Source organism: Mucilaginibacter aquaedulcis (genome assembly GCF_030409325.1).
Lineage (GTDB): Bacteria > Bacteroidota > Bacteroidia > Sphingobacteriales > Sphingobacteriaceae > Mucilaginibacter > Mucilaginibacter aquaedulcis.
The window spans coordinates 196,940-213,502 of sequence record NZ_JAUFPR010000001.1 but is presented as its reverse complement, the minus strand read 5'-3'; the positions used below and the strand labels follow the sequence as shown (position 1 = coordinate 213,502).

Sequence of the window (16,563 nt, the reverse complement as noted above, 5' to 3'; positions counted from 1 at the left end):
AATATGCGAATATTTAGGAGAGTATTGCTATAAATAGCTAAGGTATTAGCTAACAAAGTGTTATTACAACTATTAGTTGTAATAATATATAAAACATATTTAATTAAGCATGGTTCTATATATGATAAATAATAGGGGTTTTTTATCAGTTAGTAACAGCCCCGATGTTTGCTCGGGGCTGTTACTTTTTATATGCCTTCTTCTTATACTAATGCGTATAGGTCTTCGCGTTGTTTCTGCACCACATCACTGTTAATATACTCGTCGTAAGTCATCAATTTATCTATGTAGCCGCCAGGGGTTAATTCAATAATGCGGTTAGCTACGGTTTCAACCAATTCATGATCTCGTGAGGTAAACAGGATAGTACCGCGGAAGTCTTTCATACCATTATTAAGCGCTGTGATCGATTCCAGGTCGAGGTGGTTGGTAGGTTCATCAAACATTAAAACGTTGGCTTGTTGCAGCATCATACGGCTAAACATGCAGCGCATTTTTTCACCACCTGATAATACATTGCTTTTTTTCAATACCTCTTCGCCTGAAAACAGCATACGGCCTAAAAAGCCGCGGATAAACTGATCATCTTTTTCGCCCGGTGAGTATTCACGCAGCCAATCAATCAGGTTTTCATCTTTACCTTTAAAATATTCCGCATTATCAATTGGGATATCTGCCTGGTTAATGGTAACTCCCCATTTAAAGGTTCCTTTAAAATCAGTATCTCTGCCGGTTAAAATATTGTAAAGGGAAGTTGTAGCCAAGCTGTTTTGGGATAGGATAGAGATCTTATCACCTTTATTCACAGTAAAACTGATGTTGTTAAATAACAACTCACCATTAAGACTTTTGCTCAGGTTTTCAACCTGTAAAATCTGATCACCGGCTTCGCGGCCCAGGTTGTTAAATATAATTCCCGGATATTTACGGTTTGATGGTTGTATCTCGTCAATATTGATCTTATCCAACGCTTTTTTACGGCTGGTTGCCTGTTTTGATTTTGAGGCATTGGCACTAAAGCGACGGATAAATTCCTGCAGTTCCTTAACACGGTCTTCCGTCTTTTTATTCTGGTCGGCACGTTGTTTTAGGGCCAGCTGGCTCGATTCGTACCAGAAAGTATAGTTACCGGTATATATGGTCATTTTAGCGAAGTCAATATCCACTACGTGGGTACAAACCGTATCCAGGAAGTGCCTGTCGTGCGATACTACCAGAACAATAGCTTCATATGATGCCAGGAAATCTTCCAGCCAGCTTACGGTGTGGATATCCAAATCGTTGGTAGGCTCATCCAGCAGTAAAATATCAGGTTTACCAAAAAGGGCTTGGGCCAATAATACACGTACTTTTTGAGTATTATCCAAATCTTTCACCAATTTGTAATGGAATTCTTCTTTAATACCCAGGTTGCTCAGCAAGGTAGCGGCATTGCTTTCAGCGTTCCATCCATCCATTTCAGCAAAAAGGTTTTCCAGTTCGCCTGCACGTTCACCATCGGCATCAGTAAAATCTTCCTTCAGGTAAATAGCATCCTTTTCTTTCATTACGGCGTACATTTCTTTATGCCCCATCATTACGGCCTCAATAACCGTAAATTCATCAAAGGCATAATGGTTCTGGCTTAATACAGCCATACGTTCGCCGGGAGTAAAGCTTACAGAACCGCTTGTAGGGTCTATATCACCTGAAAGGATCTTTAAAAATGTTGATTTTCCGGCACCGTTGGCACCTATAATGCCATAACAATTGCCCTGAGAAAATTTGAGGTTAACGTCTTCAAATAAAGTCCGTTTACCGTAACGTAATGATAGATTGGATACCGTAATCATGCTGCACCTGTAATTTGGCGCAAAAATACGGTAAATACTTCATTTTTGGGCTATCTCAATTGCACATTATGTTTTGTGTAATTTTGGGGAGTTGGGGATATGAAGTATCACATTAATTTACAATTCTGTGTACATAATTACCCACATAATGAGTAAATTTATGTAAGAAATGCGTTACAATGGTGTTTTTAAGTATAAATTGACTAATTGAGAATTATGGAACAGCCTTTGACTTAATAATAGTATAAACTAATAAATTAAAAAAAGACAGTCATGGGAGCATTAATTATCGTTTTGATTATTATCAATGTTGTGATAGCTATCAATAATTCATATAAAAGAAAAGTGTATTAACTAATGGTTATGAACGCTTAACTTAATATCGTTTTTAAGCTTTGCGTTTCATGATCAGCTAATTTTTGCAGGGGGCCTGATGCCAGCATTTTCATCATCATGTTCAGATCTGCACTAATGGTGAAAAGCACATCAGTATGGTCGTTATCAAAAAGTAACGACCATTTTAGTTCCAGGTTAAATGGTGGTTTTGAAGCCGGTATAATTACAATTTCCCTGTCGGTTATGCGGCTTTCGATCTTCAAAGAAAGTTTAGCCATGTTCGGGATACTGAAACTGGCCTCATCGGCAGTTGATACCCACTCTTGAATACTATCAGGCATCAGTTGCTGATGATTATTAAAATCGGCCAAAAAGCTATAAACCTCGCTTAAAGGTTTGTTGATGCTGGTATTACTGGTAAACTTGGTCATCTTTTGTGGGTTATACGTAATATGCTGTACGTTTTACGAAAAATGGCATTAAATCAAAATCCTGGTAATCTTTAAATCCTATAAATCCAGGTTCAGACAAACTCAATACTAATTAGCTGGAAGCTATTTGTCCCCAGCCTGCCGGGTTTTCGCGCCATTGTTTTAACACAGCAACATCCTTATCGGCTATATACTGGTGTTCTTCTGCGTATTTGATCAGGGCATTATAGTTTGATAGGGTAACGTATGGGCAGTTGGCTTGTTTGAAATTTTCGTCGGCAATATCAAATCCATAACTAAATATAGCGGCCAGGCCTGCTACTTCATAGCCTGCAGCACGTAATGCTTCAACTGCCTGAAGGCTGCTTTTGCCTGTTGATATCAGATCTTCAATAACTACAACTCTTTTGCCGGTGGTTGTTACATCACCTTCAATCAGGCTGCCGGTTCCGTGATCTTTTGGTTTTGAGCGTACATAAATGAATGGCAAACCCAGTTCCTGGGCTACAAGAGCACCCTGAGGAATACCGGCGGTAGCAACTCCGGCTATGCAGCCCACACTGCCAAATTTTTCCTGTATGGCAACTACTAACTGCTGCCTGATATAGGTACGGATAGACGGATGAGAAAGTGTTACACGGTTATCACAATAAATTGGTGATTTCCACCCAGACGCCCATGTAAAAGGATTGTTAGGTTGTAATTTAATTGCTTTAATTTGCAGCAGGAATTCGGCTACTTGCTGCTCTATCTCATTTTTATTAAACATGGCTCAAAAATACAGAATTTATATTAACCAAAAGGTGATCCTGTTAACGGAATCTGAACCGGCTCATGCAGAAGTTTATGAAAAGCTTGATGCAGAGACCTTTGATTTGAAAATAATTTATACGTGGATATTAGCCAATCCGAAGAATTTATTCTACATCCGCTGCGGTGATGCTAAGGCTTTTATGAAGTCTGTGAAAAAAAGCATCACACTTATTGAGGCTGCTGGTGGTTTGGTTAAAAATCCGGCGGGGCGCTATTTGTTTATTTACCGCAACGATAAATGGGATTTGCCAAAAGGTAAAATTGAGAAAGACGAAAAGGTGAAAGAGGCCGCCGTACGTGAGGTAGAGGAGGAGTGCGGCATAAAAGTGAGCAAGCTGAAAGAAAAAATTTGCAAAACCTATCATGTTTATATAAACCGCGGCGAAGTGGTGCTCAAAAAAACGCACTGGTTTAAAATGGATAGCAAAGGCAAGGATAAGCTAAAGCCGCAAAAAGAAGAAGGCATTACCGATGTGCGCTGGTTTGAAAAAGAACACATTGAGCCAATAATTGATAATACCTTCCCATCAATTTTAGATGTGCTGCATAAAGAGAATCTGGCTACAAATAAGCTAATGCCTCATTAGGAATAAACTGGGCTACATCGCCATGGTGGCGCATAACTTCGCGCACGATGGTTGAACTGATGGATGAATAGCCCGGTTTGCTTACTATAAAGATGCTTTCAATATCGGGCATAAGGGCGTGGTTCATCTGGGCTATGGCTTTTTCATACTCAAAATCTGACACGGTACGTATTCCCCTGATCATGTAGGTAGCGCCTATGCTTTTGCAAAAATTAACTGTTAAGCCCTCATAGGCTACTATATGTATACGATCATCATGCTGAAAAACCGCTCTGAGCATTTGCTCCCGTTTTTCCACGCTTAAAAGGCCCTGTTTGCTGCTGTTGGCTCCAATGCCAATGTACACCTTATCAAACAAACCAACAGATCGTTTTACAATATCAACGTGTGCCTTGGTAACGGGATCAAATGAGCCAGGGAAAAGAGCAATTTTCATAGTAGGTTAGAGATGTGTTTGCCTGATCAAAAGTAATAATGATTTTTAAAGTTTGCGCACATCACCCATAAATTAAACCGCTATAATATCCTCCAGGTTGTAATACACCTTAATGCCGCGTTATATAGCTAAAGCTACATCCCCATCAGCTCCTTTGGATGCTCCTGGTAACCTCAATACTGCGTCGAATTTGGTTAATATCCTTCGTGATACGGGGTACGAAATTTCCTCGTAGGCCTCATCACCCGGGTGCTTTGAGTCTGCTTGTTTTAAAAGAGGCAGTGCCAGCCATTCACCAATAATGGGAACATGCCCCAAGCGGAAAATAGAAAGCGCCACCGTTTCCATTTTTCTTAAATTTTCGGCCATCAGTTCAGGATCATCATTGGTGCCTGAGCGGTAAGGGGCAGCTATTAAAATTGTTAAAACTTCGTTTTTCATGCTAATAAATTATTGATTTGTGCATATTGTAAAAGCATAATGGTTTTGGCGTCACGTATTTCGCCGGTATTTATCATTTGCAGGGCGGTATTAAAAGGCAGTTCCAGTACCTCTATATTTTCATGTTCTTCATCAAGGCCGCCGCCATTACTCACTTTCATATTTTGATTGTATTGGGCCACAAAAAAGTAAAGGATCTCTGTTACTGATCCCGGCGACATGTATGCCTCCATTACTTTTTTTACATCGGTAACCTGGTATCCGGTTTCTTCTTCGGTTTCGCGCCTTATGCAATCTTCCGGGTTGTTTTTATCAAGCAGGCCTGCACAGCATTCAATCAGCAGCCCGCTTTGATTTCCGTTAAGGTAGGTAGGCATCCTGAACTGCCTGGTTAATACCACTGTTTTATTATCCGTATTGTATAAAAGTATGGTAGCGCCATTGCCACGATCATACGCCTCGCGACTAAGTTCCAGAACGGTACCGTCTTTTTGTGTTGCCTGAAAGTTTACCTTATTTAAGGTGTACCAATTATCGGAGAGAATCTCCTTTGATAATATTTTAATTTTATCCATTCAATTTGATTGTTTATGATTATTTTTGATTATTAATGATCAAATTAACGCTATTAAAATGAATTTTCAAAGAAGAAAACAAAAGATCCTTGAACAATTGAATCGTACAGGAGAGGTTGATGTTAAGGAACTTGCGCTTGAATTGAATATTGCGGAGATCACCGCCCGGCGAGATCTCAATCAATTGGCTAATGACGGATTGCTCTACCGTACCCATGGCGGCGCCATGAAGGTTGATCCCCTGGCTAAACCGCATGACTTTGTAAATAAAGCCGCCCAAAACGCCAGTGTTAAGGACGACATTTGCCGCGAGGCTGCTGCACATATTAATGACGGCGATATTATTTTTATGGATTGCGGCAGTACTGTTTTCAGGCTGTGCCAGTTTATAAAAAATAAAAAGATAAAGGTAATCACCAATTCGTTACCGGTTATTTACGAATTACAGCACTGTGCCGTATCTCTGAATATTATAGGCGGGGAGTTTAATAACGACAGGCAGGCCGCGCATGGCCGGATAGCTAACGAGCATATCACAAGGTACCGCGCAGGAAAGGCTTTTTTAGGAGTAGATGGTATTTCGGCCAATGGCTTGTTTGCCAATAGCGAACTGGAAGCAGATATTACTACGGCTTATATTAACCAAAGCGCCTATACTTATGTATTGTGCGATGGCAGCAAAATAGGTAACGAAACTTATTTGAAATTTGCCGATATAAACCAGGTACAGGCAATTATTACCAACGCCGATAATGAAAAGCTTAGCCAATTTAAGGATACGGCTTTAACTATTTTAAAAGTATAATGGTTAAAGCTGCTCTCCGGTTGCGTTCCTGAAAAACGAGAATGATGAATGCCCATACTTGCGCTGCTCCACAAAGGCCGGATGATTGCTCAAATTTTGCATGGATTGGTGCTCAACAATAAGTAATGCACCGGGTGCTAAAATATTGCGATCAAAAACTATCTTAGGTATTTCAGGGATCTTGTTCAGATCGTAAGGTGGATCGGCAAATATAAGGTCATATTGTTCGGTTTCTATTTGCAGGTATTTAAAAACATCTTCCTTGTAGGTTTTAATTTGCTCCAGTTTATGCTGGCGAGCGGCATCTTTTAAATAATTTACACAATGAATGCTGCGGTCTACGGCTATTACCTGCGCCGCGCCCCTGGAGGCAAACTCCATTGAAATATTACCTGTGCCGCTAAAAAGGTCAAGCACCTTCAGATCCACAAACTCAATTTGATTTTGTAAAATATTAAATAGGGCTTCCTTAGCCAGATCTGTAGTAGGGCGTACTGGAAGATTTTTTGGCGGATTAAGCCTTAAACCCTTTAAACTACCTCCAATGATGCGCATAAAGACAAAGCTGCGAGTGACAATATTTTGTGTGATTCTATTTCGCGTGGTAAGCTTACAATTTGAAGTTGGTTAAGCTGTACCGAACCAAAAAACTCGGCCAGGCGACTGATGCTCTGGTCATCGGTATCCACCTCACCGCTTAAATGGATGCGGGCATCCGCAGGCTCTATATGGAGCTCTTTCAGCACCATGGCAGTAAAATAGGCAAGTTCGTCGGTGTTTTTAAAATCAAATTTATTCAAAAAACGAAGTCTGCCATTATTAAAGGCCGCGAATGTTACCTGGCTGCCGTTTATATCAAGATACAGGTCGGCGTTACCGGGGTTATTCTGCGCTAAGGCTGCTACCCATCCTTTTAAGTTAAATACGGTATGGCGCAGGCCAAACTCCTCGGCAACGGTAATAATATCATTGCTGGTTTTGTACAGTATGGTATTTTCGGCATCAAGCTGCTGGGCCGATACTTTTTCGTTCGCTTTTACATCCAGAAAACGCGCGAAACTGGCGATATGTTCCTGGCTGAATAAATGCTGAGGTACCAGTGTGAAACCGTTGGCAGGTAAGCCAACAACCACCTGTTTGTATTTGGCCGATAAAAGATCAAGAAGTTCCTGCGGGTTGCTCAGCTCATCAAGCGGGTGCATGTCGGCACAGGCAATCAGTTTATCCTGATGGGTAATAGCGTATGAAAACGATGTTTTATCGATCTGTATCAATAAAGTATAACTATCAGCCTCATCAAGGCTAAAGTTATCATCGTGGTAGTTGTAATTATATTCGCTCATGCAGTTTAACAAAAGTAATATTTTTTGGCAGATACCCTAATTGTGCCATTAAAATGAACAGGGTATATGTCACTTACATTATAAAGCGAAAGGCAAGGTATATCAATATAAAAATTATAACCGGCTGTAAAACAGGGCGCGGGTAGTAATCATCATCCGGAAAGTATTTCTTGAAAAAGTAGCGGGTAAGTACCAGACCGCCAATTACATTTATCAATATAGATACCGCGCTAAGTATCAGCATTGATTTCATTACATCAGGTGGTACCTGCACACCTGAACTTGCCATTTTAATAGTTGACAGATCAACCTTAATATTTAAAGCGATCACAGCAAAGGCCGATGCGATGTAGTAAACAATCATAAAGGCAGCTACTTCGGCAATGGCCTTTTTATAGCCGGCTGCCCTTAAATTAATAATAAGCAACACGCCTCCATATATAAAACTGAATACCGAAAACCAAAATATGGCCTTTTGGGAGTATATCTCCACAAAATCGCCATCCTGCTCTTCTATTTTATCCTCATTAAATTCCATGGTCAAATTTATAACTAATACTGCTTAATTAAATTACTTATCAGCATTTTTGTAAGGTGTCAGAAATTGATCATATACGCAAGGCTTTCCCGCACCCGCCAACGGGGCAGCAACTGGAACTGTTTAACCGCCTGCACAGCTTTTTACTAAGTAAGGATGGCGACGAATGTTTTATTCTTAAGGGATATGCCGGTACAGGCAAAACCACTGTATTGGGCGCATTGGTAAAAGCACTGCGCGAGTATAAGTATAAAGCCGTTTTATTGGCACCAACAGGTCGCGCTGCCAAGGTTATTACCAATTATTCGGGCCGTAAGGCATATACCATTCATAAACGCATCTACCGCAAAAAATCCGCTTTAAATCTTGACGATGGTTTTGCCATTGCCGATAACCTGGCCAGCGATACACTTTTTATTGTTGATGAGGCTTCCATGATCTCTGACGAGCCAAATGGGAGCCGGGCTTCGCTGCTTTTCGACCTGATACGGTACGTTTATAATGATAAAAACTGTAAACTGGTATTGGTGGGCGATACCGCGCAGCTGCCCCCTGTAGGCTCTGAAAACAGCCCCGCGCTTGATGGGCATATCATGAAAAGCAAGTTTGGCGTAAATGTTTTTGGGTACGAACTGACAGATGTGCTGCGCCAGGGGAAAGACTCGGGCATTTTGTATAATGCCACCCGCATCCGCGATATTATCAGGGCCGAAGAGATCACCACACCCAAAGTTACTACCAAAGGCTATAAAGATGTTTTCAGAATGACGGGCGAGCGCTTACCAGAAGGACTTGAATATGCCTACAGAAAATATGGTTATGACCGTACGCTGATCATTTGTCGCTCCAATAAAAACGCCAACCTGTATAACGGGCAGATCAGAAACCGCATTCTGTACCGGGAAGAAGAACTTACCGGCGGCGACCAGATCATGGTAGTAAAAAATAACTATTTCTGGCTGCAGGATCAGGACGAAAGCAGTACCAACTTTATAGCCAATGGCGATATTGCCCGCATCCGGAAAGTGCGCCGAACAGAGGATATGTACGGTTTCCGTTTTGCTGATGTACAGATAGAGTTTATTGATTATGCAGAAGACCCCACGCTCGACTGTAAAATATTGCTTGATACGCTTTATGCAGATTCGCCGGCGTTATCACAAGCCGATCAGAAGCGGTTTTACGAAGAAGTGATGAAAGATTACGCGCACCTGCCAAACAAACGGGCTATGCATAATGAGCTAAAGCTTAATCCATACTATAATGCCCTGCAAATAAAGTTTGCCTATGCCATTACCTGCCACAAGGCCCAGGGCGGTCAGTGGGATGCCGTATTTGTTGACCAGGGCTACGTTACTGATGAGATGATCAATATGGATTTTTTACGCTGGTTTTATACCGCCGTAACCCGCGCCACCACCGAATTGTTCCTGGTTAATTTCGACGGCCGTTTTTACGCAGCCCCTGCGGATGACCTCTAATGATTAAACACTTACGAAGTTTTAAAAACTTCGTAAGTGTGCCCGGTAGATAGGCTGTCATCCTGAGTTTGTCGAAGGATCGAGCGCAAAGGCCTTACCCACCATGCTTCGACAGGCTCAGCATGACAAGCCTACCACACGTTTAAAACTTATAAAAATCCATTGTCCAAAAGTCTAAAAAATCCAAAAATCCCAAAGTCTAAAAAGTCCCATAAAAAAACTTATCTTAGAAGCATAATTACTTACAACACATATCAAATAAGGATTGCCAAAAATCCGGCCTGCTAAGCAGGTTATCAAAAACGCTGAACTTTTAGTGTCAGTGTTTCGCACGAACTAATTTTTACATCAATTTATTTCTTATAAACACGTAATGAAAATTACCAATACACTGGCATGTGCTTTTTGCTGCATTTACATATGTACAAGCACCGCCGGTAAAGCAAACACTATTATGGATACCTTAACCAATAAGCAAAGAGTACTATCATTTTATAAACAGATTGTAGGCCAGCGTAAAGCCGAACTGATTCCTGAATTTGTGCGGGAGGATTATATTCAGCATAACCCAACGGTTAAACAAGGCCGGGCCGGAATAACCGATATGATCAATTATTTAAAAACCTTACCGCCGCCACCCGAGGGAGCAAAATCGCCTATTATCAGGGCTATTCAGGAGGGCGATGTGGTAGTTACCCACCTTGACATTACATTTATGGGGAAACGCATGGCAGTTATCGACTTGTTTAAATTAACAGGCGGCATGTTGGCCGAGCATTGGGATGCCATACAAGTTTTACCCGACCAAACCGGAGAATTAATCACAGCTACTAATGGCACAAGTGAGATCAATGAACACACATCAAAAGCCGAAAGTAAAGATGTGATTGAAAGATTTTATAAGGCTGTTATTGCGAAGAGGCCTGTGTTTGATCTTATTCATCAGCAATACACAGAACATGACCTGGCCGTTGTTCAAAGCGGGAAAGGCTTATTTGATTATTTAACCAGTGATCCTGAACGCGATATTAAGCTCCACCGTATTATTGGCGAGGGCGATTTTGTAGTGGTTCAGTCGGCGTTTAAAAGGGGAGGAAAGGCATATGTATTTTATGAGATATTCAGAGTAGTCAATCATCAAATAACCGAGCATTGGAGTGTAGAGCAGGCCGTTCCGGATGGGGTGGAGGCTGAGAAAATGTTTTGATTGATAGCTCAAAATTTTGTTATTGCGAGGAGGAACGACGAAGCAAGAGCCTCACCCAACCCTCTCCAAAGGAGAGGGTTTTAAAATGCTTTTTTAAGTCTTTCCTTTTGGCGGGATTTAGAGGGGGCTTATTGCTGCGCTATGCTCACAATGTCAAAAAAAGCATAAAAACAAAAGAGGCACCTATTGGGGTGCCTCTTTCAATATTGTTTACGGTAAAATTATACAGAGAAGCTTTCGCCGCAGCCGCATGTACGACTGGCGTTGGGGTTATTAAAAGCGAATCCTTTGCCGTTAAGCCCATCGGTAAAATCAAGCTCGGTACCTGCAAGGTACAGGAACGATTTCATATCAAGTGCAAAACGAACTCCGCGGTCTTCAAAAAACTGGTCGCCTTTTTTTTCCTCGTTATCAAAATCAAGATTGTATGATAAGCCGGAGCAACCACCACCCTGAACAGATACACGCAGAAAATAAGAGGCATCAAGCCCTGCATCCTGTATCAGGTGATCAATTTTACTTTTTGCTTTTTCGGTTACAGTTACCATAATAATAGAATCAAGAGATAAGAATCAAGAAACAGGAAATTAATCTGATAAAATGATCCCCAATATATTTGTATTAAAACGTTAGAACCAACAGCCAAAGGTCTTATATCTTGACTATTGATTCTAACTTCTTATTAATGATGTACTTTTTCGCTTTCAATTGGAGCTAAGCCGTTTTTTACGCGGAAGTCATTGATAGCTGCTTTAATAGCATCCTCTGCCAAAACCGAGCAGTGAATTTTTACCGGAGGTAAAGCCAGTTCTTCAACAATATCCATGTTATCTATCTTCATGGCATCGTCGATGCTTTTGCCTTTTAACCACTCAGTAGCTAATGATGATGAAGCGATAGCCGAACCGCATCCGAAAGTTTTAAATTTTGCATCGGTGATAACATTGTTATCATCAACCTGTATCTGCAGGCGCATAACGTCGCCGCACTCAGGTGCACCTACTAAACCGGTACCTACTTTGTGGCTGCTTTTATCCAAAGTGCCCACATTGCGGGGGTTAGTATAGTGATCGATTACTTTATCTGAATATGCCATTTTCTTTGTTCTAAGTTGTTAGTTATAAGTTTTGAGTCAGAGAACTGAAAATTCTAAACTCTAATTACTAAATTCTAAATATATCATTGGGGCCAGATCCGAAATCGAAATTCCGAAATCCGACATCAAAAATTAATGTTCTGCCCACTCAATTGAGTTAAGGTCGATGCCTTCTTTAAACATTTCCCAAAGTGGTGAAAGATCACGCAAATGGGTAACCGCTTCTTTGGTTACTTTAATGGCGTAGTCAATTTCTTCTTCGGTAGTAAAGCGGCCTAAACCAAAACGGATAGATGAATGTGCCAGATCGTCTGACAAGCCTAAGCTTTTCAGTACGTATGATGGCTCCAATGAAGCTGATGTACAGGCCGATCCTGATGATACAGCCAGATCTTTCATAGCCATCATTAAACCTTCGCCTTCAACATATTTAAATGAAATGTTGGCTACATGTGGTAAGCGGTGATCAACGTTACCGTTTACATAGCTTTCTTCCAATACGGTTAGTTCTGCCTGTAATTTATCACGTAGTACTGATAAACGTTTAGCTTCGCTTTCCATTTCTAAACCGCAAAGTTCACATGCTTTACCTAAACCAACAATACCCGGTACGTTTAATGTACCTGAACGCATACCGCGTTCGTGGCCACCACCGTCCATTTGTGCGGTTACTTTAACCCTTGGGCCTTTGCGGCGTACGTATAACGCGCCAACACCTTTAGGGCCGTATATTTTATGTGCCGATAAAGCCAACAGGTCAATACCATCAGCATTAACATCAACCGGAATTTTACCAACTGCCTGTACAGCATCTGTCATGAACAAAGCACCGTATTTATGCGCAATGGCTGATATTTCTTTTATAGGCTGTACAACACCAATTTCGTTGTTACCATACATGATAGATACCAGGATGGTTTCAGAGGTCATTGCTTGTTCCAACACAGCAAGGTCAACCAAACCGTCTTCCTTAACCGGCAGATAAGTAACCTTACCACCCAGTTTTTCAACGTGTTTGCAGGCATCAAGCACTGCTTTATGCTCGGTAACAGTAGTAATAATATGATTACCTTTATCTTTATACATTTCAAATACACCTTTGATGGCAAGGTTATCTGATTCGGTAGCGCCAGATGTAAAAATGATCTCCTTTTCAGATGCGCCAATTAATTTGGCCACCTGCTCACGTGCATAATCTACAGCTTCTTCGGCAACCCATCCAAAGGCGTGGTTACGGCTTGCCGCATTACCGAATTTTTCGTTAAAATAGGGTAACATGGCTTCCAGAACCCTTGGGTCCATAGGCGTAGTTGCATTATTATCTAAATAAATTGGGATATTCATATTCTGATTACATTAACAAAAACAAAGATACGCAAGTTTTTATTGAAATTCATTTATACAAAGGTTTAAAATAGTAATCCTGACTATTAATTTACAATATTTGGACATGAACAAAGTTGAGCACATAGGTATTGCCGTTGGTAATATAAAAACCGCCGGCTATATATATGAAAAGTTATTAAATACCACCGTTTATAAAACAGAACGTGTAGAGCAAGAAGGGGTAGAAACTGCTTTTCTGCAAACCGGACCCAATAAAATAGAATTGTTGCAGGCGCTGCATGATGATAGCCCTATCGCCAAATTCATAACAAAAAAGGGTGAGGGCATACATCATATAGCTTTTGAGGTAGATGATATTATAGCAGAAATGGAGCGCTTACAACAAGAAGGTTTTGTGCTGTTAAGCGATAAACCCAAACCCGGTGCCGATAATAAACTGGTATGTTTTGTGCATCCTAAAAGTGCGAACGGGGTGTTGATAGAACTTTGCCAGAGTATTTAGGAGAGGAGCGGGGATTGGGGTGCGAAGTACAGGATTGAAGTGTTTTGGTGCGACGAGTGGGGTGCGAAGAGCGAGTTAAAAGTACTGATAGTAAGCCTTAAAATCGATTTTGAATTTCAATTTGACACTAATGCATTTCCCGGTCCTCACACCTCAATCCCGCACCAAACACCCCGCTCCCCGCACTCAAATAAAACTTTCTGCTTTTGATTTTTTAATTTTGACTTTTTTAATTACATTTGCGCCTCTTTTAGAAAGTACAGAAGAAAAAGCTTATATATAATGAAAAAAGATCTGCATCCATCAAACTATAGATTAGTTGTATTTAAAGACATGTCAAACGACTATTCTTTTATAACTAAATCTTGCATCGATAGCCGCGAAACTGTAAAGTGGGAAGACGGTAACGAGTATCCATTGATCAAATTAGAAATTTCTCATACTTCGCACCCTTTCTACACCGGTAAAATGAAACTGGTTGATACTGCAGGTCGTATTGATAAATTCCGTACCCGTTACAACAAGAAATAATTTCTTGTTTAATTAAATATTTCCAAAGTCGCCCGATCTATCGGGCGACTTTTTTTATTTTTGCGCCATGTCTATTATTCTTTTTGACGATAACGCACATTTAACTCTACTGCCACTTACCTATACCCGGCCCGTAGCCGACTTACGCATAGGTATTTTAACCATAGCCGAAAAGTGGGCCAGGCATTTAAACCAGGAACATTCTTTTTATACCCGCGATTATTTGCAAACCAAATTCCCTGCAAAAATTGAGGACGATAATTTGTTTATAAACGGAGCCGTTAGCCCAGATGAAAATCTGATAGAGGCTGTTCAAAGCCTCCATACCGGGCAGGCACTTAAATACAATGAACAATTACTGGCTGTACGTTTAAATCAGGCCGCTGCCGATTCTTTCAGCGTGGATGGCACTTTTAATGAAGTTATCAGTTACGCCAACCTGTTTGTATCTATCCGTTACCCTGAAGATATTTTCAGGAAAAACGATATTGAGCTGCGTAAGGATTTTCAGCTGATCACCAAAGGCCGTACAAGTGCTACTATAAGTGCAACCAATGTTATTATTGGCAATGATTTTTTTGCCGAAGAGGGTGCCTTAGCCGAGTGTTCGTCATTTAATACCACCAACGGCCCTATATACCTGGCGGCTGATACGCAGGTATGGGAAGGTACGCATATCCGCGGCCCATTTGCTATTTGCGAGCATTCGCGGATAAAGATGGGTGCCAAAATATACGGTGGAACTACTATTGGCCCATACTCAACCATTGGGGGCGAGGTTAATAATGCCGTGATCTGGGGTTACTCGGCCAAAGGGCATGAAGGTTATTTAGGTAATTCGGTATTGGGCGAGTGGTGCAATATAGGGGCCGACAGTAATAACTCTAACCTGAAAAATAACTATGCCGAAGTTAGGCTTTGGGATTATACCACGCAGCGTTTCCGTAAAACCGGGCTGCAATTTTGCGGCCTCATCATGGCCGATCATGCTAAATGCGGTATCAACACCATGTTTAATACAGGCAGTGTGGTTGGGGTAGGGGCCAATGTTTTTGGTGCAGGCTTCCCACGTAATTTTATTGCCGATTTTGCATGGGGAGGCGCACAGGGTTTTGAGGTTTACGGCATCAATAAAATGCTGGAAACTGCCGAACGGGTTTTTGAACGCCGCGAAAATCGTGAATTTAACGAAACTGAAAAGGATATAATAAAAAAGGTTTTTGAGATCACGGAAGAATACCGCCGGTTTTAACATGGCTATTTTGGCTGAACCAGGATTTTTTCATTGACTTAAAACTCTTTAATTCGATAAATCTGTTTAATCGTGGTTCAGACAATATCAATTAACATACACTAACTTAATCAACTAATACTAATAAAATGAGAAAAAAAATTGTTGCCGGAAACTGGAAAATGAACCTTGATTACAACGAAGGTTTAGGCTTATTTTCAGAGATCATCAATATGGTTAAAGATGAAGTAACCGGAACACAAGAGGCAGTTGTTTGCAGCCCGTTCATTCACCTTCACAGCCTTGTTCAAATGGCTAAAGGTTATAATAAAGTTGCCGTAGGTGCACAAAACGCGCATCAGGCGGAGTCTGGTGCTTACACCGGCGAAATATCTGCCAAAATGGTAAAATCTGTTGGTGCGGCTTATGTTATATTAGGTCACTCAGAGCGTCGTCAGTATTTTGGCGAAACCAATGAATTATTGGCCAAAAAAACTGATACTGTGCTGGCTCATGATCTGCGCCCTATTTTTTGCATCGGCGAAACCCTGCAGGAGCGTGAATCAAACCAGTATTTTGATGTGATCAAAACTCAGCTTGTTGAAGGTGTTTTCCATTTAGATGAAGCACAGTTTGCACAAGTAGTATTGGCTTATGAGCCGGTTTGGGCAATTGGTACAGGTGTTACCGCCAGCTCGGCACAAGCTCAGGAAATACATGCGTTCATCCGTATCGAAATCGCTGCTAAATACGGTCAGGAAATAGCTAACAACACTACTATTTTATACGGTGGCAGCTGTAACCCTAAAAACGCTCCTGAATTATTTGCACAGCCGGATATTGACGGCGGACTGATAGGCGGCGCTTCCTTAAAATCGCGCGATTTTATCGATATTGTAAAAGTATTTAATTAATAGGATTTGAGACATGAGATATGAGTATTGAGATTGTATAAAGGTGTACACATCTCAAACAGAAACAGATTTGCGATGTTAGGTAAAGAACTGTAAAAGAAATAATCTCAATACTCA

Annotated in this window: 20 protein-coding genes; 8 read left to right on the top strand and 12 right to left on the bottom strand. The window is 41.0% G+C overall.

Annotated elements, in window-relative coordinates; translation table 11 throughout:
- Window positions 1-203: 203 nt before the first annotated feature.
- The 3 genes from QWZ01_RS00915 to pyrE all read right to left on the bottom strand — a co-directional run bounded on the left by QWZ01_RS00915 (window position 204) and on the right by pyrE (window position 3,368).
- Window positions 204-1,832: an ABC-F family ATP-binding cassette domain-containing protein gene (locus tag QWZ01_RS00915; RefSeq protein ID WP_290321327.1), complete on the bottom strand. Its 1,629-nt coding sequence runs from the start codon at window positions 1,830-1,832 to the stop codon at window positions 204-206.
- Window positions 1,833-2,203: 371 nt separating this feature from the next.
- Complete coding sequence (locus tag QWZ01_RS00910) at window positions 2,204-2,599, bottom strand: SRPBCC family protein (RefSeq protein ID WP_290321326.1); 396 nt, start codon at window positions 2,597-2,599, stop codon at window positions 2,204-2,206.
- Between the two features lie 112 nt (window positions 2,600-2,711).
- On the bottom strand, window positions 2,712-3,368 hold the full coding sequence (gene pyrE / locus QWZ01_RS00905) for an orotate phosphoribosyltransferase (RefSeq protein WP_290321325.1): 657 nt from the start codon (window positions 3,366-3,368) through the stop codon (window positions 2,712-2,714).
- Here pyrE and QWZ01_RS00900 point away from each other — a divergent pair.
- A complete protein-coding gene (locus QWZ01_RS00900) occupies window positions 3,367-3,999 on the top strand; it encodes an NUDIX hydrolase (RefSeq protein ID WP_290321324.1) in 633 nt (210 codons plus the stop codon). The genes pyrE and QWZ01_RS00900 overlap by 2 nt on opposite strands.
- On the opposite strand, the gene coaD is transcribed toward QWZ01_RS00900, so the two are convergent.
- The 3 genes from coaD to nudK all read right to left on the bottom strand — a co-directional run bounded on the left by coaD (window position 3,974) and on the right by nudK (window position 5,451).
- A complete protein-coding gene (gene coaD, locus QWZ01_RS00895) occupies window positions 3,974-4,435 on the bottom strand; it encodes a pantetheine-phosphate adenylyltransferase (protein ID WP_290321323.1) in 462 nt (153 codons plus the stop codon). The two genes, QWZ01_RS00900 and coaD, sit on opposite strands and share 26 nt — an antisense overlap.
- A 120-nt stretch (window positions 4,436-4,555) precedes the next feature.
- Entirely contained in the window at window positions 4,556-4,876 is a 321-nt protein-coding gene (locus QWZ01_RS00890; protein ID WP_290321322.1) for a DUF4406 domain-containing protein, read from the bottom strand.
- Window positions 4,873-5,451, bottom strand: a complete 579-nt coding sequence (gene nudK / locus QWZ01_RS00885) for a GDP-mannose pyrophosphatase NudK (RefSeq protein ID WP_290321320.1) — start codon at window positions 5,449-5,451, stop codon at window positions 4,873-4,875. Before nudK ends, QWZ01_RS00890 begins: the two co-directional genes overlap by 4 nt.
- 58 nt (window positions 5,452-5,509) lie before the next feature.
- Here nudK and QWZ01_RS00880 point away from each other — a divergent pair, with 58 nt between their 5' ends.
- A complete protein-coding gene (locus QWZ01_RS00880) occupies window positions 5,510-6,256 on the top strand; it encodes a DeoR/GlpR family DNA-binding transcription regulator (RefSeq protein ID WP_290321319.1) in 747 nt (248 codons plus the stop codon).
- Window positions 6,257-6,259: 3 nt separating this feature from the next.
- On the opposite strand, the gene rsmD is transcribed toward QWZ01_RS00880, so the two are convergent.
- The 3 genes from rsmD to QWZ01_RS00865 all read right to left on the bottom strand — a co-directional run bounded on the left by rsmD (window position 6,260) and on the right by QWZ01_RS00865 (window position 8,137).
- Complete coding sequence (gene rsmD / locus QWZ01_RS00875; protein WP_290321318.1) at window positions 6,260-6,811, bottom strand: 16S rRNA (guanine(966)-N(2))-methyltransferase RsmD; 552 nt, start codon at window positions 6,809-6,811, stop codon at window positions 6,260-6,262.
- Window positions 6,787-7,599 (bottom strand): DUF3822 family protein, encoded by an 813-nt coding sequence (locus tag QWZ01_RS00870; protein WP_290321317.1) that lies wholly within the window; start codon window positions 7,597-7,599, stop codon window positions 6,787-6,789. Before QWZ01_RS00870 ends, rsmD begins: the two co-directional genes overlap by 25 nt.
- A 73-nt stretch (window positions 7,600-7,672) precedes the next feature.
- Window positions 7,673-8,137, bottom strand: coding sequence for a hypothetical protein (locus QWZ01_RS00865; protein ID WP_290321316.1), 465 nt, complete (start codon window positions 8,135-8,137; stop codon window positions 7,673-7,675).
- A 56-nt stretch (window positions 8,138-8,193) separates the two neighbouring features.
- On the opposite strand from QWZ01_RS00865, the gene QWZ01_RS00860 reads away from it, so the two are divergent.
- Window positions 8,194-9,618, top strand: coding sequence for an ATP-dependent DNA helicase (locus QWZ01_RS00860; protein WP_290321314.1), 1,425 nt, complete (start codon window positions 8,194-8,196; stop codon window positions 9,616-9,618).
- A gap of 373 nt (window positions 9,619-9,991) precedes the next feature.
- Complete coding sequence (locus QWZ01_RS00855) at window positions 9,992-10,825, top strand: nuclear transport factor 2 family protein (RefSeq protein ID WP_290321313.1); 834 nt, start codon at window positions 9,992-9,994, stop codon at window positions 10,823-10,825.
- 221 nt (window positions 10,826-11,046) lie between these two features.
- On the opposite strand, the gene QWZ01_RS00850 is transcribed toward QWZ01_RS00855, so the two are convergent.
- The 3 genes from QWZ01_RS00850 to QWZ01_RS00840 all read right to left on the bottom strand — a co-directional run bounded on the left by QWZ01_RS00850 (window position 11,047) and on the right by QWZ01_RS00840 (window position 13,265).
- Window positions 11,047-11,373 (bottom strand): HesB/IscA family protein, encoded by a 327-nt coding sequence (locus tag QWZ01_RS00850; protein ID WP_290321312.1) that lies wholly within the window; start codon window positions 11,371-11,373, stop codon window positions 11,047-11,049.
- Between the two features lie 134 nt (window positions 11,374-11,507).
- A complete protein-coding gene (gene iscU, locus QWZ01_RS00845) occupies window positions 11,508-11,921 on the bottom strand; it encodes a Fe-S cluster assembly scaffold IscU (protein WP_076378185.1) in 414 nt (137 codons plus the stop codon).
- Between the two features lie 132 nt (window positions 11,922-12,053).
- Window positions 12,054-13,265 (bottom strand): IscS subfamily cysteine desulfurase, encoded by a 1,212-nt coding sequence (locus QWZ01_RS00840; protein ID WP_290321311.1) that lies wholly within the window; start codon window positions 13,263-13,265, stop codon window positions 12,054-12,056.
- Between the two features lie 106 nt (window positions 13,266-13,371).
- Here QWZ01_RS00840 and mce point away from each other — a divergent pair, with 106 nt between their 5' ends.
- The 4 genes from mce (at window position 13,372) to tpiA (ending at window position 16,446) form a co-directional block, all read left to right on the top strand.
- On the top strand, window positions 13,372-13,770 hold the full coding sequence (gene mce, locus QWZ01_RS00835) for a methylmalonyl-CoA epimerase (protein ID WP_290321310.1): 399 nt from the start codon (window positions 13,372-13,374) through the stop codon (window positions 13,768-13,770).
- A gap of 282 nt (window positions 13,771-14,052) precedes the next feature.
- Window positions 14,053-14,301, top strand: a complete 249-nt coding sequence (locus QWZ01_RS00830; protein ID WP_096351682.1) for a type B 50S ribosomal protein L31 — start codon at window positions 14,053-14,055, stop codon at window positions 14,299-14,301.
- Window positions 14,302-14,368: 67 nt separating this feature from the next.
- Window positions 14,369-15,553 carry a GlmU family protein gene (locus QWZ01_RS00825; protein ID WP_290321309.1) on the top strand — a complete coding sequence of 395 codons (1,185 nt, stop codon included), beginning with the start codon at window positions 14,369-14,371 and terminating at the stop codon, window positions 15,551-15,553.
- Window positions 15,554-15,681: 128 nt separating this feature from the next.
- Window positions 15,682-16,446 carry a triose-phosphate isomerase gene (tpiA, locus tag QWZ01_RS00820; protein WP_290321308.1) on the top strand — a complete coding sequence of 255 codons (765 nt, stop codon included), beginning with the start codon at window positions 15,682-15,684 and terminating at the stop codon, window positions 16,444-16,446.
- Window positions 16,447-16,563 lie beyond the last annotated feature (117 nt).

Excerpts from the sequence above, each read along its gene's own strand:
- QWZ01_RS00890 (WP_290321322.1), bottom strand. The coding sequence starts at position 4,876 with ATGAAAAACGAAGTTTTAACAATTTTAATAGCTGCCCCTTACCGCTCA.
- coaD (WP_290321323.1), bottom strand. The coding sequence starts at position 4,435 with ATGAAAATTGCTCTTTTCCCTGGCTCATTTGATCCCGTTACCAAGGCA.
- QWZ01_RS00840 (WP_290321311.1), bottom strand. The coding sequence starts at position 13,265 with ATGAATATCCCAATTTATTTAGATAATAATGCAACTACGCCTATGGAC.
- QWZ01_RS00830 (WP_096351682.1), top strand. The coding sequence starts at position 14,053 with ATGAAAAAAGATCTGCATCCATCAAACTATAGATTAGTTGTATTTAAA.
- mce (WP_290321310.1), top strand. The coding sequence starts at position 13,372 with ATGAACAAAGTTGAGCACATAGGTATTGCCGTTGGTAATATAAAAACC.
- QWZ01_RS00870 (WP_290321317.1), bottom strand. The coding sequence starts at position 7,599 with ATGAGCGAATATAATTACAACTACCACGATGATAACTTTAGCCTTGAT.
- QWZ01_RS00855 (WP_290321313.1), top strand. The coding sequence starts at position 9,992 with ATGAAAATTACCAATACACTGGCATGTGCTTTTTGCTGCATTTACATA.
- QWZ01_RS00900 (WP_290321324.1), top strand. The coding sequence starts at position 3,367 with ATGGCTCAAAAATACAGAATTTATATTAACCAAAAGGTGATCCTGTTA.
- QWZ01_RS00850 (WP_290321312.1), bottom strand. The coding sequence starts at position 11,373 with ATGGTAACTGTAACCGAAAAAGCAAAAAGTAAAATTGATCACCTGATA.
- QWZ01_RS00910 (WP_290321326.1), bottom strand. The coding sequence starts at position 2,599 with ATGACCAAGTTTACCAGTAATACCAGCATCAACAAACCTTTAAGCGAG.
- pyrE (WP_290321325.1), bottom strand. The coding sequence starts at position 3,368 with ATGTTTAATAAAAATGAGATAGAGCAGCAAGTAGCCGAATTCCTGCTG.
- QWZ01_RS00915 (WP_290321327.1), bottom strand. The coding sequence starts at position 1,832 with ATGATTACGGTATCCAATCTATCATTACGTTACGGTAAACGGACTTTA.
- nudK (WP_290321320.1), bottom strand. The coding sequence starts at position 5,451 with ATGGATAAAATTAAAATATTATCAAAGGAGATTCTCTCCGATAATTGG.
- QWZ01_RS00825 (WP_290321309.1), top strand. The coding sequence starts at position 14,369 with ATGTCTATTATTCTTTTTGACGATAACGCACATTTAACTCTACTGCCA.
- tpiA (WP_290321308.1), top strand. The coding sequence starts at position 15,682 with ATGAGAAAAAAAATTGTTGCCGGAAACTGGAAAATGAACCTTGATTAC.
- rsmD (WP_290321318.1), bottom strand. The coding sequence starts at position 6,811 with ATGCGCATCATTGGAGGTAGTTTAAAGGGTTTAAGGCTTAATCCGCCA.
- QWZ01_RS00880 (WP_290321319.1), top strand. The coding sequence starts at position 5,510 with ATGAATTTTCAAAGAAGAAAACAAAAGATCCTTGAACAATTGAATCGT.
- iscU (WP_076378185.1), bottom strand. The coding sequence starts at position 11,921 with ATGGCATATTCAGATAAAGTAATCGATCACTATACTAACCCCCGCAAT.
- QWZ01_RS00865 (WP_290321316.1), bottom strand. The coding sequence starts at position 8,137 with ATGGAATTTAATGAGGATAAAATAGAAGAGCAGGATGGCGATTTTGTG.